Annotated in this window: 11 protein-coding genes; 4 read left to right on the top strand and 7 right to left on the bottom strand. The window is 39.2% G+C overall.

Annotated elements, in window-relative coordinates:
• Positions 1-25 precede the first annotated feature (25 nt).
• From metG to UABAM_RS12675, 6 genes are all read right to left on the bottom strand, one after another.
• The gene (gene metG, locus UABAM_RS12700) at positions 26-2,095 is read right to left on the bottom strand and encodes a methionine--tRNA ligase (protein WP_151968380.1); all 2,070 of its coding nucleotides are present in this window, start codon (positions 2,093-2,095) and stop codon (positions 26-28) included.
• 48 nt (positions 2,096-2,143) lie between these two features.
• Complete coding sequence (locus UABAM_RS12695; protein ID WP_151968379.1) at positions 2,144-7,180, bottom strand: sigma 54-interacting transcriptional regulator; 5,037 nt, start codon at positions 7,178-7,180, stop codon at positions 2,144-2,146.
• 190 nt (positions 7,181-7,370) lie between these two features.
• The gene (locus UABAM_RS12690) at positions 7,371-8,297 is read right to left on the bottom strand and encodes a serine/threonine-protein kinase (RefSeq protein ID WP_151968378.1); all 927 of its coding nucleotides are present in this window, start codon (positions 8,295-8,297) and stop codon (positions 7,371-7,373) included.
• Between the two features lie 2 nt (positions 8,298-8,299).
• A complete protein-coding gene (lysS, locus tag UABAM_RS12685; RefSeq protein ID WP_151968377.1) occupies positions 8,300-9,850 on the bottom strand; it encodes a lysine--tRNA ligase in 1,551 nt (516 codons plus the stop codon).
• A 239-nt stretch (positions 9,851-10,089) separates the two neighbouring features.
• On the bottom strand, positions 10,090-12,294 hold the full coding sequence (locus tag UABAM_RS12680; RefSeq protein WP_151968376.1) for a tetratricopeptide repeat protein: 2,205 nt from the start codon (positions 12,292-12,294) through the stop codon (positions 10,090-10,092).
• A 230-nt stretch (positions 12,295-12,524) separates the two neighbouring features.
• Positions 12,525-13,382, bottom strand: a complete 858-nt coding sequence (locus UABAM_RS12675; protein ID WP_173013284.1) for a DUF547 domain-containing protein — start codon at positions 13,380-13,382, stop codon at positions 12,525-12,527.
• Between the two features lie 126 nt (positions 13,383-13,508).
• On the opposite strand from UABAM_RS12675, the gene UABAM_RS12670 reads away from it, so the two are divergent.
• The 3 genes from UABAM_RS12670 to UABAM_RS12660 are packed head-to-tail and all read left to right on the top strand — an operon-like array spanning position 13,509 to position 16,339.
• Positions 13,509-14,054 (top strand): RNA polymerase sigma factor, encoded by a 546-nt coding sequence (locus UABAM_RS12670; RefSeq protein WP_151968374.1) that lies wholly within the window; start codon positions 13,509-13,511, stop codon positions 14,052-14,054.
• A 12-nt stretch (positions 14,055-14,066) separates the two neighbouring features.
• A complete protein-coding gene (locus UABAM_RS12665; RefSeq protein ID WP_151968373.1) occupies positions 14,067-15,398 on the top strand; it encodes a zf-HC2 domain-containing protein in 1,332 nt (443 codons plus the stop codon).
• Between the two features lie 2 nt (positions 15,399-15,400).
• Complete coding sequence (locus UABAM_RS12660; protein WP_151968372.1) at positions 15,401-16,339, top strand: secretin N-terminal domain-containing protein; 939 nt, start codon at positions 15,401-15,403, stop codon at positions 16,337-16,339.
• 40 nt (positions 16,340-16,379) lie between these two features.
• On the opposite strand, the gene UABAM_RS12655 is transcribed toward UABAM_RS12660, so the two are convergent.
• Entirely contained in the window at positions 16,380-17,165 is a 786-nt protein-coding gene (locus tag UABAM_RS12655) for a hypothetical protein (protein WP_151968371.1), read from the bottom strand.
• A 251-nt stretch (positions 17,166-17,416) separates the two neighbouring features.
• On the opposite strand from UABAM_RS12655, the gene UABAM_RS12650 reads away from it, so the two are divergent.
• Complete coding sequence (locus UABAM_RS12650) at positions 17,417-18,469, top strand: hypothetical protein (protein WP_151968370.1); 1,053 nt, start codon at positions 17,417-17,419, stop codon at positions 18,467-18,469.
• Positions 18,470-18,471 lie beyond the last annotated feature (2 nt).

Below are 18,471 nucleotides of genomic sequence, written 5' to 3'. Positions count from 1 at the left end.
TCCCTGTTATGAAATAGTTGGTGTTTTAGCGTACTGTTGCTCCAGGGCAAACTTTTTTGCCGGGATGCAAGGTGATCGCTTGCCCATCAATGTCCGCACACAGTACCATGCCTTCGCTTACTAGGCCTCTGATTTTTGCGGGTTCTAAATTGACAAGTACAGGAACCGTTTTTCCTATGAGTTCTTCCGGGGTATAATGTTCTGCTAGACCTGCTATTATCTGTCGTACTTCATGTCCAATGTCTACTTTTAAATGAAGTAGCTTTTTGGTTTTTGCCACCTTTTCCGCTTCTAAAACTTTGCCCATGCGAATGTCTAGAGCCGAAAATTGATCATAAGAAATTTTGTCTTCCTTGAGAGGAACTAGTTCAACTTTAGGCTGTTCTTGTTCCGTTTGCGAAGCGTTGCGTAAATTTTCTTCCATTTGCTGAATTACCTTATCTTCTATTTTGCTAAAAACACCTTGTGGTTTGTGAATTTTTTGTCCTGCTGGTAAGTCTTTTTGCAGTTCATCCCAAGAAGAGATACCATTTTCATATCCCAGTTGTTTCCATAGTTTATCACAAGATTCAGGGATGACTGGAGTGAGCAACAATACTATTTTGTGAACGAGTTGTGCCGTTACATAAAGGGTATTGCCACAAACTTTGCGGTCACTTTTCGCTGTTTTCCATGGAGCTTTTTCGTCAAAGTATTGATTTCCGACTCTACCTAAATTGACAACTTCCGCTACGGCTTGTCGTACTTCAAAGTTGTCGTAAGATTTGGTCACCTTGGCAACACTGTGTTGTATTTTTTCAAGCACTTCGTTGTCGCGTGCGTCTAGGTCTTCTGGTGTGGGAATCACACCTTCGAAATTGCTGCCAATAAATTTAAGAACGCGATTTGCCAAATTGCCTAAAACACCTAGTAGCTCGTTGTTGCATCGTGCTTGTAGGTCTTTCCAAGTAAAAGTAAAGTCACTTTTTTCGGGAGCGTTAAGGGCTAAATAATAGCGCAGATAATCGGCCGCAAAATGTTTGCAATAATCGTTAACCCACACAACATTTCCCTTTGAAGTAGAGGCTTTCGCTCCTTCTTCTCCATCGATACCGATATTGAGATACTCGTTTGCGGGTATGTGCCATGGCAATTGATAATCTTTTTTCTGTCCAATTAGCATTGCGGGCCAAATAATCGAGTGGAAAGGGATGTTATCTTTTCCGATAAAGTGGACTATTTTGGCGTCGGGATTTTGCCAATATTCTTTCCATTTGTCTTTATCACCCTGTTTTTCTGCCCATTCTATGGTCGACGAGATGTAACCAATTGGAGCGTCGAACCATACATATAACACTTTACCCGCAGCATCATTTAAAGGCACGGGAACTCCCCAGTGTAGGTCTCTAGTAATGGCTCGTTCGCGCAAACCATCCTTAAACCATCCCTTGACAAAGTTAACGACGTTTTCTTTCCAATAGTCCTTGGAGTCAATCCATTCTTCTAGTTTTGCTTGTAAAACGTCGAGTTTTAGATACCAATGTTTTGTCGGGACTTTACTGAGAGTTCCGTTTGAGCATAATTTGCATTTTGGACTACCCAATTCCATCACCGTGTATTGAGCATTGCATACCGAACATTCGTCGCCGCGGGCTTCGTCGTTTCCACATTTAGGACAAGTACCTTCCACATAGCGATCTGCGAGAAAACGATCGCACTCTTTACAATGTAGTTGGTCGTCAATTTTTGAAGAAATGTAGTCGTTTTTCTTTAATTCGGTAAAAAATTCTCGCGCTAAAGCCGCGTGGTGTTTATTGTGTAAGTTACTGGTTCCCGAAAAGTTATCAAACTGGATATTGAGGTTTTTAAATCCTTCTTTGATTTCTTGGTGGTATCTCTTTACGATAACTCTTGGACTTACATCTTCTTTTTCTGCGGTAATAGTAATGGGAACTCCATATTCGTCTGTTCCGCAAATGTAAATAGCGTCGTCACCGCTTAGTTTACGAACGCGAGTGTATATATCGGCAGGTAAATAGGCTCCTGCAATATGCCCGATATGCAAAGGACCGTTTGCATATGGCAGTCCCGATGTAATTGTGTATTTACAGCTCATAGTAAACTTTCTTGTCTCAAATTTGTAAACGCAAAATATTTTGTATAATTATCCTCTAACTATACCCCACTTTTTGCGTTTTTCCCATAAAGTTTTTCTACTAAATCCCAAAATTTTAGCCAACTGGCTGTCATTGTATTTACTTTGATTTTTTATGACAAATTGTTTGGCATACTCATCTATTGATAGTTCTTGACTGAATAAACCTTCTAATTTTTGTGAACGATTTTCTGTTAAACTTTCAAAATGTTGCGCCGCGAGTTTTTTGTCATCGTGAATACTCAAAGCATTGTACAAAACGTTTTTTAGTTCGCGTATGTTCCCAGGCCAGTGATAATCCAAAAGAACGTCCATTCCTGAATTGTTGACGCTGCGTACAGCACTTTGATTTTCCTCAGCAAACATTTTTAGGAAATGCTCTGCCAGTAGGGGAATATCTTCTTTGCGATCGCGTAATGGTGGCAGGTCGATTTGCACAACTTTTAAACGAAAGAACAGATCTCCACGGAATTCTTGTTTGTCGACCAATTCTTGTAAGATTTTATTCGATGCAGAAATAATGCGCACATCGACTTGAATTTCGTCTTTACCACCTATGCGCCTTACACGGTTGTTTTCTAAAACACGCAGTAATTTGACTTGCATGTTGGCACTCATGTCACCCACTTCATCGAGAAATAAGCTTCCTTTATCTGCTAGTTCAAATAGCCCTTTTTTGTCAGAATACGCATTCGTATACGCGCCTTTTTCGTGACCGAACAACTCATTTTCTAGTAGTGAATCTGAAATCGCGGCACAGTTTTCCGACATGAAGTTTTCTTTGTTACGTGGACTGTTGTAGTGAATTGCACGAGCAACCAGTTCTTTACCGGTACCACTCTCTCCTTGAATCAAAACCGGAATATTTTTACTACTAACTTTGTCGATAATGTTAAACAAATCTTGAATTTTCTGACTTTTACCGATGATATTGCGATAACTGTATCTTGAAGCCAGTTCTTGTTTATTGCGATGTAGTATGAGTTTTACGTCGCTAAGTTCTTCTTCTTGGCGCCTAACTTTCTTGGAGAGATTGGTGTTGGCCTTTCCAAGTTGTTTGTTGAATGCCTCTATTTTTTTCTGCTTTTCTACGTTTTCCTGTATAAGTCTAGCGTTTTCAATTGCCAGGGCTGCTTGGATCGCAAAAGCACTTAGGAGATTTTTTTCTTTTTCGGAGAAAACGGATGTTTCAAAACGGTTGTCGATGTACACAGCACCTAAGATTTTTTCATGGCTTGCAAGAGGAACGGCAAGTATCGAATATAAGTTTAGTTCTGCAACGCTGCGATAGCCGTTAAAACGTTCGTCTTCCATCGCATTTTCCGATAAGATGGGTAAGCCTGTTTTTATCACCTGTTCGGTGATCGAGTGACTAACTTCAAATTGTGGATTTTTAATGTACTCTTTTTCGAAATTTCTCGCGACTTCAAATGCTTTTTCTGTATCACAAAGAATGATAAACCCTCGTTCTGCTTTTGTGAGCTCAATGGCGGTGTCCATGATAAAGTCAAGGAGTTGTTTTAAATCGCGTTCGCGTAGTAGTTTTTTATTGATATCTAACAATTTTTTTAAGTTAGAATTTTCTACGCGTAGTGCGTTTAAGTGATCGTTGCCCATGGACTCTTCGTAAGAAGAAATAACATCTGAGTATTGCAACTCGTCTACTTCTATCGGGAGTTCTGTCGTGAGTATCGATAGCATTTTTTCTAACGATTTTGCGGTGGATGTGCTGTAAAAACTTTCAATTTTTTCTTGTGGTAAACCACTCAAACAAAAATCGACTGTTTTCTTGGCCGCTTGGTATTTTTGTACAGCTCCCTGAATATCTCCTTGGGCGCGAAGAGTGTTTCCATATTCATAGAATGTTTTCCATTGGTATTCGTTGAACTTTAAGCTCTCACAAGTTTTTAATGTTCTATCAAGTAGTAGAATGACCGTTTCTGGATTTTGTTCGCGGTAAACTTTGATTTTGGCTAAATCAACAGAAACTTGTAAGCGCGGCCATTTTAATTTTTCTGCAATTTTTTCGGCCTCAGGAAGGTATCCTTCCGCTTCTTGGATGTCATTGTGCTCAACAAGATTTTCAATGAGTTGACATTTGGCAAAGCATACACAGGCTTCGTCATTGACCTCTTGGAATATTTTAATCGCTTTATCAATGTATATTTCCGCTTCTTCATGATGCTTGGCTGCGAAGAGAATGCTACTTTTGATTGCATAATATTTCGCAATGAGAATATCTAAATGATTATCTGTGGCGATGCTAAATGCACGGTCGAGTAGAAAGTCTGCTTTGTCGTAATCGCCGATGGCGACGTTGAGTTCACTAAGACCAAGTAGGCATTGTGCTTCCTGGTAGGGGTTTTTTACTTGTTCCCATAAACCTAGGCTGTGTTGATAACTTTCTAAAGCTTGTGCGTATTTGCTTTCGATTTTTTTTCGCTCTCCGAGGAGTCTTGAAAGAAAAGCCAAGCTGGATGTGTGATTTAGGTTTTGCGATATTTCTTTACCGCGCGAAATGAAGTTGTCAATGTAGGGAGTTTGTTCCCATAGTTCGCGAAAGCCGAGGATTTTTCCATAAAATTCGACAATGACTTGTTTGTTCGCCATGTGTGCAAAGTTGTCAACGATGGCATATAACGATTTTTGAATATTATCAATGGCTCTTTTGGCATCTTTTTTCGCCAAAAATATACGCGCTTGCACAAAATGATACAGCGGTTCATCTAAGCTTTTTTCCATCAGGTATTTTTTTGATTTTTGATGAAATTCTTGTGCAGACTCAAGTTCATTCTCTTCGCACAGTAATTCTGCTAAACGCAAGAAAACAAAAGCTGAAGGAGTGTCATCGGCAATTTCATAATAGATTTGCCGTGCGTCTTTTATATTGCGAAGATGGTATAGCACTTCTGCGACCCACACACGCTCCGTCTCAAAATGACGTAAAATAGTGACATATTCATTGAGTTTTTGTTGGTGATACTTGGTAAGACCAAGTGATACAACGTAGTAGCAACATTGTTGTATGTACTCAATCCATTTATTTTCACTGAAGTTTTCGCGAGGAAGGTTTGCGAGTAAAAAGTAAAATTCTGGATCTTGCATTGTTTCTATGGATTTCGCTAACTTCAATTCGATGTCGTTTTTTTCTTGTACATGATTTTGTAGGTACTGCGCCGTAGAAGTGCTGTAGAGGTCTATGGAGAAATTTGCAGAGACGCGAATAATCGAGTAAAAGGATAGATAATATAGTGCCGAAATAACTTCCTCACCGCTGGCTTCTGAAACTTGAAATAGCGTTTCGAGAGGTATGGGGTGTTTGGCCACTGAAATAATATTGAGTATTTTCTCACAGAGCGGTGGAAGGGTTTCGGTGTGTTGTAATATGGCATTTTCCAATGTTTGTGGCAGATGGATATTTTCAATGTCAATACACCACTCTCCCTCTTCCATATACAAAGTTCCTTTTTTGAGCATGCTGCGGAAAGTTTCGTATATATAGAGTTTGTTGCCCTGGCAAACTTTGTAAAGTCGTGCTGCAAATTGTTGTGGGATATAATCCATGCGTAAAATGGCAGAGATACACTGCCCTGTTTCTTCCAGTGAAAAAGGACTTAGCCCTAAGTGAACTAAATATTGCTTTAAGTCATCGTCGTATATTTGCTCTTCGAAAAAGTTTTGTAGTGGATGGTTTTTTTGCGGTTGTTGGTAAGTAATGACCATAAACAAACGTGGAAAATTTTGGCGGTTTTCCAGCTCATTTTTTGTTTTGTTCCATAGGTATTTAATAATATCTACTGTTGCTGAATCTGCAAGATGAAAGTCGTCAATTAAAAGAACTAAAGGGGTTTTGCGCGAATAGTCAATGATGGTTTGTGCTATTCTTTCCTTGGTTTGTAAGTTCAACTCTTGCTGGGTGGTATTTACATGTAGTGGTATGTTTTGCTTGTCAAACTCTGGAAATAAAAAGTTGTCTTTGGCAATGGGGCGCAAAATGTGATTGAAGATAGTGATGGCGTTGTTTGCTCGTTCCCTTTTTAGAGGAACGTAATTGCATTGTATGCGAAAAGATGCTGCTAGGCTAGCCACCTGTGAAAGAAACTGACTTTTTCCTTGTCCATGCTCTCCTTCTACCAAAAACGCCAAAGTTTGGTGAGGTTTTTTTGATTGCTTACACACGCGCGACAAAATGGAGTTGATATTTTCATAAATGGCTTGTTCGCCGATAAAGCACGTTTTCAGGTAGCTTAAGTTTTGGGACGTTGGTAATGGATGTCCCGAAAATTCTTCGATGTAATTGATGAGTTCGCCAAGAGTAATTCTATTTTGTGGTAAAATTTCTGTACTTTCACGGATAATCTTTGCCAAGAAGTTATCCATCTCTGCGAGAAATTTTTCTTGTGGTAAGTTTTGATTACGCAAAGTACTACTCATTATTTTGTACAATGTCATTCCTACCGAGTAAACATCACAAGATGAATCATGCTCAAATCCGTATTTTAATTCGGGGGCGACATAACATGAATCATTTAAGAAACTGTGCCCAAAAGGAATCAGGCCTACATCTAAAAGTGAAACGTCATCATTTTCGTCTATCAATATGTTGTAGGGCGAAATATTATAATGAAATACTCTTTTTCCATGAAGAACAGGAAGGATCGCAAGAACTTTTCCGATGTAGACAACTAGTTTTTCCATTTCGGAGTTGTCATTGGCCAGGAGGCGTTGGTTGCCTCTTATGGGGGTTGCAAAGTAGCAACAATGAGTGTCCTCATAACTTGAAGACGAGTTTTTCATTAGTGTATGTCCGAAGTCACTTGCAATTTCCACTCCTGGACATGTGAGTTTTTGTAACCATGCGTAGTAGTTGCGGTAAAAAACAAGTATTTGCTTCCAAAGGTTTGCAGGGATATTGGGAAAAAGTAACAATCTTAAATACATATTGGCAGATTTTAGATTGTCATAGGTTAAGTAGAGCAATGAATTTTCAGATTTGTATAAAGTTTCTTTAACTTCGTATCTGTTATTTATAATTAAAGGCTGCATAGTTAACCACTCAAACTTGTTTTACCGATAAATTTTAGTTGTGTTATAACGAACCAAACTACAAACCTAAAAAATATACACCTGTGTCATTCCTGCAAAAGCAGGAATCTACGATATGAAGACGACTTGTAATCGTCTGGATCCCTGATCAAGTCAGGGATGACACCATTAGAATAATTGATGAAAGTTTTTAGAAGTGCACTTTTTTTAAATCGTATAGTATCTGTGCGACAGTTTGGTAACGAGATTCTTTGTCTTTTGCGAGGGCTTTGAGACAAATATCTTGTAACTTTTGTGGAACATCGTTTCTGTATACGGATAGCAAAGCGGGTTTTTTTGCCAAAATTTGATACATAAAGTGAAAGGAATATACACCCTTTTCAATAAAAGGAGGTCTACCTACCAACAAGTAATGCAGAATGCACCCTAGTGAGTATATATCACTTCGCTCATCAATAAAATTAACAAGGCCTTGGGCTTGTTCCGGCGCCATGTACTGCAATGTACCCATTACCATACCCGTGTGCGAAATCTTTTTGTTTTTTACTTTTGTTTTTGCTAAACCAAAATCCATGATACATGGGTCATTCTGTGGGCGAATCATGATATTATCTGGCTTTAAATCGCGATGAATAACCCCACAACGGTGAGCATAGTGCATTGCTTCACAAATTTTACCAAAAATGTGCATCACTTTTTGGTAGCAACGATTGGTTTTTACAAAATCTTTTAGTGATATACCTTCAACGAGTTCCATGGAAAAATAAGGTTGCCCACTTTCGTGGCCTATATCGTAAACTTGTACGATATAGGGATGTTTTAATATTGCTGTTGTTTTGGCTTCGCGCAAGAAACGTTCTGTACTTTCTTGCGAAGCTTTGTCCGCAGAGATAATGAGTTTTAGGGCGATTTCTTTGTTGAGTCGTGTGTCATAAACCTTGTACACGGCACCCATACCACCACTTCCCAGCTTTGCAATCACTCGGTAATTTCCAAAGTGACTGCCAGGCTCGAGAGAAGATATTACTTCTACGCATTCTAAATTTGATGTAGACAATTCATCCGACATATTCCAAAAGGAAAACATTTCCGAAGGATCGTCACATTCATCGTGCAATATTATTCCTCGCTTTTATCTTCGTCTTTGTTTTCATTTTCATTTTCTTCTGCCTCACTTACAATGCGGCGCATCATAGGAAAGGCAATCACATCGCGGATCGATGGTTGATCGGTTAATAAAATAACTAGGCGATCTATACCCAATCCAACACCTCCGGTCGGTGGCATTCCCATGGCAATGGCGTTGATAAAGTCCATATCGATGGGATGGTGAACAGTTCCTTCTTGCTCCATGCTGAGTTCATCAAATTTGCGTTGTTCTTTAAATCGCGCATATTGTTCGACAGGGTCGGTTAACTCGGAGTAGGCATTACCTATTTCCATACCGACAACAAATGGTTCGAAACGTTCGACAAGTTTTTCGTTACCACGTTTTACTTTGGTAAGCGGCGAAATTTCGATGGGATGATCCATAATGAACGTGGGCTGTATTAGCTTTTCTTCGCATAACTCTTCAAACAGAAAGTTAACACCGTGTCCCCAAGAAAATTCTTTTTTCATTTTGCCGTCTTTGTCGAGCTCTTTGACCTTTGCGCGAAGTTCGTCTTCGCTCATGTTTTCTACATCAATATCGCCAAATTTTTTAATAGCTTCGATCATCGTGAAGCGATCCCACGGAGGTGAGAAATCAATTTCCGTGTCTTGATAGGTTATTTTCATGTCACCTGTCACTTTTTGCACCACGGTGGAGACCAACGTTTCAAATTGATCCATTTGGTAGTTGTAGTCGGTGAGCGCTTCATACCATTCCATCATTGTGAACTCAGGGTTGTGAGAACGATCAATCCCTTCGTTGCGAAAATTTTGGCAAATAGTAAAGACTTTAGGAAAACCACCGGCAATAAATTTCTTCAATGGCAACTCGGGAGATATACGTAAGTATGCCTCTTGATTGGACAGCGCATGGATATTTGTTTCGAATGGCTTTGCCGCAGCTCCACCGTAAAGAGTTTCAATTGTCGGGGTGGTAACTTCTAAGAACTCCCGTTCTTCCATAAAAGTGCGTATGGCAGAAATAATGCGTGAACGCGTTACCATTGTTTCGCGCGCTTTTTTGTCGGTAATCCAACGAATATAAGGCTGGCGATATAATATTTCCGCATCAGAAAGTTGATAAAAAGACTCTTCTCCTTTTGATTTGGCAATAGGTACGGGGACGACCGCTTTGGATAACACGGACATTTCTTCACCGTTGACGCTCAACTCTCCCATTTTAGTTACAAATAGCTTTCCGGTCACTCCAAGCCAGTCACCGATATTTAATTGCAAAAGTGCCTGCCAATTTTCGTCACCAAGATTTTTTTGTTTCATGTACAACTGTATGCGATTGTCAAAGTCTTCTAAGTCGATAAAAAATACTTTTTTGCCTTGGCGGCGCAATGCAGTAATTCTTCCTGCAACGGACACGTTTTGTTCCATTAATTCTTCTTGTTTTTCGCGGATTTCGTTCAACTTATGGGATGTTTTGAAATCGTAAGGATAAGGAGTTACGCCCATGTCGAGTAGTGCTTGTCTTTTTTCTAGTAACTCCTCATTAAACGGTGTTTCCACTTTGTATCCTTTCTTACTTTTTTGCTTTTCTATATTGGTGTTGTATTGGGTTCTATTATGGTTTTGTTTTCAGACTAGTTGATCATGATTTAGTTTTGCTAGGAGAACTAATCCCTAAAGTTAGCTTGAATTCTAATACAAAACTACCTCATGTGTCACTTCTGCAAAAGCAGAACAACACTCTGAGGTAGTTGTTAGTGCCCCATTGTAAAGGTGATTTCCAAGTTTTCCAAAATAGTTTACTTTACGCTATTCTGAAATAACTCGTTAATACTTGGCATTATATTGTTGAGTTTATCTTGCGCGACTTTAGCCCATTTATTATCTGGATCAATGCGTAGTATATGATCACAAGAAGTGAGCGCATCGCCAAAGTTACTACGCTTAACATTTTTTTGTACATGTTTCTTGTATGCAGCAATGGCTTCTTTGTTTTTTCCGAGCTTTTCATATACTTTGCCCAACTCAAAGTAACAAATGATATTCGAATTGCGGTCAAGAGACAGAACTTTGCGAAAAGCTTTTACCGCTTGCCACAATTTATCGGCTCCCATACTCAAATAGCCTGTTAACATTAATTCATCCATCGCTTCGAGTAGGTCTTTTTCTTTCTCTAGTATTTCTGCTTTTTTAAGCCGTGTCGCATAGTTAGACGGTTCGTAAGAAAGTAGACGATCAAAAGCTTTTAATGCTTGCGAGATATTATTGTTCTTTGCCGCCGTTGTTCCAAGATTAAATAATTCTTGAACGGCCTCTCTCTCTCGTTTTACCTTCAAGTATGACTCTGCTAAACGCAAACGATTCTCAAAATCTAACGGTTTTAGCGCTGTTAGGTCTTTGAGGGCTTCGATGACCAAATTGAGTTCGGTATTGTCATTGGCCTTGGCCAATAGTTCTTCTAAGTTTTGAATTGCCAAGTCGTTTTTATTTTGCTTTATGTATGCCTTGGCCAACCATTCTCTGGCGATGAGATTACTTGGGTCAATTTCAATAATTTTGCAACTAACTTTTACGAGTAGTTCAATGGATTTTTGATCTATTTTGTCGTTTGTGGAAATTTTATGACCAATTGCTAAGTAATAATCCATTGCTTCTTGGTGTTTTCCCACTTCGTGATAGATTTCCGCCACTTCTTTGCGTGCTTCTAAATTGTCTTGGTCCATGGAGATGATTTTTTCATATGCTCCAATGGAAGCTTCGCGATTTTCCGAATCACTTACTTTGTCTGCCAGAGATCGATATGTATCAATGGCATTTTGTCTTTCACCCTCTTCACGGTACAAGTTTCCAAGAAGATCAAGGCCACTCAAATTATCAGGTACACGTGCGATGGACTCTCTTAGCAGTACAATTGCGCGGCGTCGATCCCCGCGTAGCGCTAGCCACCTAGAGTAATTCGTTGTGGTTTCACTATAATTTTCCAGACGACTCATTTTGGGAAGAAGTGTTATTAAGCGCTCCTGTGCGTCAAAATTGTCAGGTGTCAAATGGGTGACCATTTCGAACGAGTTAGCGGCTTTGTGGTATACCTTTGAGTCAAGGTAGTGATAACCAAGTTCCAAATATTGTTTTGCTGCTTTGTCTTTCATTCCCATCGCTTCGTAAGAACGTGCCAGCCACAGGGTTATTTCTGCGCTCTTTTCGCCAAGTTCTTCGGCACGCTCATATAGTTTTATTGCTTTGTATTTGTTTTCGCGGAAAATATCTAATTTTGCCATACGTGCTAAATCAGGTCCGGTGCGAAAAGCGATGTTGCCTTGTTGTAGTAGGTTGGCAATAGCTTTCATCGCGACAAAGGGACTTAAACGAACTTGATCGAGAATTTCTTCTACATCGCGAAAACCATCTATTAAACTCAGTACAGCTGTTTCATCTTCTTCTAAGTCTTCTTTTGCTTCTTCTTTTGTTTCAGGAATATCGGCTTTAGAAGGGATAATTTCAAGAATGATTTTCCACTCGTCATAGCGTCTAGCTGCTTCCAGCAGAACCATACCGGTGTTCATTGCCATGTCGATATCCAAAATTTCCATGTCGAATAGCATGGCCTGAGGATCACCCTCTTCAAATTCACAGTGGCAATCTTCCCAAGTAAAGAGCTCGCAAATTTCTTCTAAAATTTGAAATTGACAGACTTCTATCACAAGTTGTTTGCCTTCCTCTGCTTCTTCTAGAAGCAAGGATGCCATTGATTTTCCTGTAGATTTTTGTTGTGCGCACATTTCCTGGTAGGATTCTTCGTCTAATCCAGGATGCCTCTTCAATCCCTCTGCTAGAATCGAAGGCTTTTGTGGGGAAGAAACCTGTTGAATGTCACCTTTGCGAAAATATACATACTTTTCACCTAAATCGCTTTGGACTTTTAAAGTACCGGTTTTCATGTCGTTTGATATACTTTGAAACAGGTTGGGAAGTCCAACTATATCTAAGCCGCTTTTTGAACTCATAATACACCCACACAAAAATAGAATGATGATATCGTTACCGAGAAACAAATGTTATAAAGTTTTCGTATACTGTTGATTAAGTAAATACATAACGAATATGAAAGTACATTGTGTTTGGACTCAAACACTTTTCATTTTATTCACTAAGTAGATATCTATACAGCTTACTAAACAATACAGATGATACAAAGTACTTATTGTAGCAATTGATAAACTTTGTGACAAGCCTTTTATTGACCGTTTAAATTCCAGTCATATGTTGTGTATTTTATCGACCAATTTTTATAGTTTTTGCTAATTTTTTCGCGAATATCTTTGGGGGCGAATTTGCAGACAAACATCAGTAAACGAACTTGTTGGGAAGCCTTTTTGTAGTCTTCACCAAACCACTGTAGTTTGGTTGCCAATTCATCGCGAACAAAATCACCGCGAAACCAGTCTAATATAGAACTTAGGTATACGGTATTTCCATCGATTTTGCAGTTTTCTTTGCGGCGAAAAAAGTTTTGCGTCATTTCTGTGAGTTGCGTATCGAGTATATTTCCTTCGTAGGCTCTATTGAGCAAGTGAGGACAACCGATACTTGCGCAGACGATGGCGAAGTGAATGCGCGGTTCAATAAATTCTTTACGCAAAATATCGTGTTCTAATTGATTGAGACTAACGGTTTTTTCACCGACTTCCCAACGGACAGCGTCCCAACGCTTGGCACTGGGAATGTCGCGAATTCCTTTTATCCCGGGAAAATATTCGAGAATAAGTTTGATGGTGAACGCATTGTAGGCGTTGATATAAGCTGCTAGGAGATGATCACGTGCTGTTTGAGTACGGCGGATCGTTTTGAAATACGCAAGTGTATCATCGAGGTTTTGTTGATTTTCTTTCCACTTGCTATAATTTACGGAACCGTTTTTTACATATTCCTGTAAGTCTTTATCCCACTTTGAGAAAGACAACGATTGACCTTTATTATCGTAAAGTTCACCCGCCTCTACCGCGGGTGGATAAAAAATAGTACGAATTAGTGAGCATCCGACAATGATGGCGACAATAATAACAATGATTAAAATAACATATGCTCGCTTCATGAAAATATTCCTATAAATTTTTTTACTAAACCTTTTAATCATACTTCGCGTCTTTTGATTAAATGCAACCCGGGGACAGAACCTTATGTGAACGCAAGCTGTATTGCGAAGGTTGGAAAGGTCAGAATGTTAGAAAAAATTGAAAATTTAGCCCTGTCTTTACAGAAGGGAAACATGGAAGTTTTTCCTGAAATAATGGATCACTATCATCCTATTATGTACAAAATTGTTTTTGCCATAACGCGCTCGCAAGATGATACCGAGGACATTATACAAGAAACGTTTGTCACTATGTTAGAGAAAATTGAACAGTGGCACGGAAAAAACTTTCACGCTTGGATTTTACGCATAGCCAAGAATTTATCTATTGATCACTTGCGTAAAAAGCAGGTTAAAAAACGACATCTGCCGCGTCAATACTCTTTTATGGAGAGTTTTTCTGACGAAAAAGATCGCGTAGTAGAGAAAGAGCAGATTGATATTTTGCATTCTATTATTGAGACCTTGCCGCCCAAGCAAAGAGAAGTTTTGTATCTCAAGCACTTTAAGAAAATGTCTATTCGCGAAATTGCAACAAAAACAAATTGTGCCGAAGGGACGATTAAAGCAACGCTATACCAAACATTACAAAAGTTGAAAAAAGAGTTTAAGCAACAAGGCTTAATGGAGTAGAAAGGTGTTTTGATGGAATGTTCAATATTTCAAAGGGAAATGGCGAGTTATCTCTATGATGAAATGCCTAAAGAGCAACGTGAAATTTGGCAAAGTCACATAGACAATTGTAGCAATTGTACGCGAGAGGTTCAAGAGTTACAACAAGTTCTCGATATTGTATCGCAAAGCTCAGAGGAACATTGGCGACCTAAGAAACGCAGGTTTGAAAGAATATTGTTGCGCGTTGTTCCCATTGCCGCCGTTTTACTGTTTTGTTTCGTGTTGGGATTTGTCTTAGGAAAATTGTATTTGCCTGAAAATCGCAAACAAGTTGTGAAAAAAACAAATATCAATGAAGTTCTGATGATTCTAGCTCAGAACCAAAAGTACCGAACTTCGTTGTCTCAGGGGCAACTAAAACTTATCCAGACTATGGAAAAAAAGTTAGTGCAAGATACGAAATTACAAACACAAATAAGCGATTTGCATCAATTAGAAGAATTGACATACACTGCGGATAAAAAATACGTATCTGAAGCGCAGCAAAAGTTTTTGGAGAAGTATCCAGAGAGTGTTTTAACAGCACCCATTCGCATATCTTTAGCGAAAAATTTACATGAAAATAAGCAGTACAGGAAGGCGCAAAAAATATATCGCGAAATTTTAGCCGATACTTTTCTTGATCCCAGCGAACGCGGAAAATATATGTGGCAACTATCACAATGTTATGAAAAAGATAGTGCGGCGTATTTTCGGATTTTACAACAACTCGAAAAAGAAGGTTCGTATGGGAGTTATTCGTGGAAATCATGTAAACAGCTAGCGGACCGCGATTTTAAACAACAACAGTTTTTAACCGCTTATGAGCGTTACAAAAAGTATCTACAACAAAGTATGTTAAACGACGAAGAGGTCAAGCAACGCATAAGTTGGATGAGACATCACGAACGCGACAATTATTATCCCTTAATGTTGTATGTTCGTGCACAGGAGCAACAAGAGTACTATGGATTGAAGGTGATTATTACCCAATATCCCGATTCACCACTTGCAAGCAATGCTTTTAAGATGTATTTGAAAAATCAGGAAACAACCGTACGCCGTATTCATAAACCTTTTCCCAAAAGTCGCGACGCTACTACGCTGGCGACCTACCTAGAGGAGGTTTCACAAAGTAACGAACAAGATGAAGTGGCAAAATTTGCCAAGTATTGGCAAGCGAAAATTTTAGAACAACAGTTACGCGATGTGCCACGCGCACTGCAAATTTATAAAGAAATTATGGAAAAAAGTAATAACTACCGCCTCCAAGAAATCGCTTACGAGAGAGTTCATCAAATATTGAATGCAGAAAGGAAGTAAACATGCTTCGAATTTATACCTTAATAATTTTGGCAACTGTGAGTCTATATGCACAAAATGAAATCGAAACATCTGAGATTAGTTTACAACAATTTATCGATCATGTGGCCAAGAAAACGGGAAGAACCATAATATATGACACTTCCGTAGTTGCGAAGAAACTCAACATTGCTAATCTAAAAGCCTCGACAAACGAAGAATTGATGAATGTTTTATACTCTGCATTAGAGTTTAACGGCTACATTGTCGAAAAAGTAGGTCAGGGAAATAGCGAAGTTTTAAAACTGAAAAGAAATATCCAAGGGCCGTGGACATCGACTTCGATTATATATTCGAAAAAAGAACTAGAGGCTGTTGCCAATACCGATAAGTTTATCACCATGGTCATCGATTTAAAATACATTTCCTCGCGAGAGGTTCAGACGACATTACGCTCTTTACGTATTGTAAACCCTCAAGGCGGAAACTTGGCCGGAATTGAAGGCTCAAATACACTTTTAGTGACCGACTACGCACCGAATGTAAAAAGAGTATACTCGGTAGTCGAAGGCATGGATCGCAAGAAAAATGTCGAACTCATGACCAAACAATTCGCGATTGAAAATAAAACAATACCGGTGAAATTGAACGAAAAAACCGACTACAACCTAGCGATTGAGGTGAACAAAAACGTTTCGGTAGTGGTGAAAGACGAAAACGATAACGTTTTGGTAAACGGTAATGGTTCACATACCAGATTGTGGCTTGGTTACCACATGAAGAATAGTATCAGCAAGAAATTTCAGGTGGAGTTAGAAGTGTTAAAAGAGGACATTGCTGAAATAAATGTGCAAATCCACGATGCTAAAAATTCCGATAACGCGGTGTGGAGTTTCTTCACCGTCCATGCTCTCGCCAAAGGAAAGAAAATTAAGTTCTCCCTCCTATTGTCCACAAAGTAACATCGTTTTGCGATTCACACGAATCGCAAAGCAATTTCTACTACAGCGTTTTCGCTATTTTTTGCCGGCATCTCAATAAAAGAAAGCCGCCGAGTATAAAAAAAAGGTATGTGTGCGGCTCAGGTATTGTGTCGAAATTAACGATTGAATTGATTTGTGCGCTACTTAAGCCGGTAAATATAGGATTGGCTTGTAGTGCTAAACCTTGGGTAATCGCTAAGTTTACGTCTTCAACTCTATTTTGCAAATCGCGAGCCAAAAAAGCCATGTGCATTATGGTTATTGATTCACCAGGGTTGAGAACGAGATCGACTCGATTATCAAAAAAACTGTCAGCAATGTTGGCATTCATTGAGCTAAGAAAAGGATTGTTTCCAAAAATATGGGCGATAACGGGATCACTCTGAGGGATATTATTATTGTCAGGATCGTCAAACGAGACAATGATACCGGCTTGATTTAAGGCGATTTTTTCGCTTGAATTACTACCTAAACGACCAACAAATCTAATTGTTTCTGATATCGATGACTCTGAAGTATTGGTAAACGTGTCGACGAAGCGATAGACATTATCACTGGTAAGAGTATCGACTTGGCGTTCAAGAGACAAACCGCGATTTAAAAATCCCCAGAAACCGTAAAAGTCAAAGGCGTCAAGCCCTCCATCGATGACAGACCCCACTCTGGTATTTCTGGGTACAGGACCCGTATATGATGATGTTGTTTGTCCGCTACTAACAAAAATGTCATCTTGGTCTATGGTGAATTGTTCGCCATAAACCAAGATAAAAAATCCGATAAATATAATAAATAAAAGTTTAAACATTTTGTCCCCATAGTGCTAAGGTTGCCGTTTACGCGCAACAACACTGTTAAGTTTTTCATAAAGTTTGTGGGCGAGAACGAAGATCAATTCAATTGATTTTACATATTGTATGCCTTATTTTTCAATACAAAAAATGATATTGTGCTTCCCACACTTGAGAAATTTCTAATTCGTGGTTTCTTTTCTACAATTCGGAACAGTTGTTGCTCTTTTATTTACTGGTCAGATTGTGATAAAAGGAGGAGTAAATCATGAGAATTATATTGTGTATTTTAATTTGCAGTAGCGCACTGTATGCGGATTGGGTCCAAATATACGAGCATAGCCATGAAAGAGGACGTAGTTGGCGCTTACACTTACCGGTACTGGGAAAAAATTACCTTCCAGGTAACAATTACCATGTGGGCTCTATTAGGCGAATTGGCTCGCAGATTAAGGCGTACAACGGTGGGATTTTTTATCGCAAAGCGTCTTCCTTTCGCATTTGGGCAGTGAAGTCGGACATTACTTTGTATTTGTTTGATGGGGATCACTTCAACGGACAAATGTTGCGTTTTCATGTGAAAAAAGGGCATTCTAAAGCGATTATTACCGCAGGATGGTTTGATAATCGTTTGCGTTCTTTGATTGCTGTTCGCGAAAAAGAGGGAAAGACGCCTCTTGAACAACTTACCGATACTCCCATACCTCTGGATAGCTTGGTGGATAAACTTCGCGATGAGTTTGGTAAAGAAATCAATAAAAGCAAGGATATCGTAAAGCATCGCAAACTCAAAACACAAATTAGTTATGATACGGCTCATGGTTTTTGGACGGAGCTTGGTTTTGCCAGTAGTTATTGGGCAAAATACTACGATATTATACGTATTTATCACAAGATAAGTCTTGATATTAAGCACTGGGCTTTTGATTATGATGCGTGGATTAAGCTAGGTTATCGCTTTCATGTCGACCGCGAACAAAATTTGCACATGTCATGGGTGGCATGGGGCGTTTGGGTCGAGTCGGGTGTTTTGCGTAAAAAGATCTTGCGTGGTTTGGCGTCTACCGTGAGAGGGAATGTCACTACCATAGGTGACAAAGTCACCGATGGAATTCGCCAAGGCATCGAAGATGAAATAGGTCCTTTAACGGATGCAGTGTGGAATTACGTGAAGAAGGTCGGTTGGAAAATACCATGTGATAATTTTAATAATCGTAGTGGGTACCGTCGTCCTAGAACGCCTTTTGGTTGGGCGAGTGGTAGTCGTAAGGAAATGTTTCCACCAACACTTATTTTGCACCATAGAGCCGATAATCCATAAGG

It is taken from the genome of Candidatus Uabimicrobium amorphum (genome assembly GCF_009002475.1).
GTDB classification, from domain to species: Bacteria; Planctomycetota; Uabimicrobiia; order Uabimicrobiales; family Uabimicrobiaceae; genus Uabimicrobium; species Uabimicrobium amorphum.
Note: the sequence above shows the minus strand (reverse complement) of the source record. Positions and strands in the feature narration are given on the sequence as shown.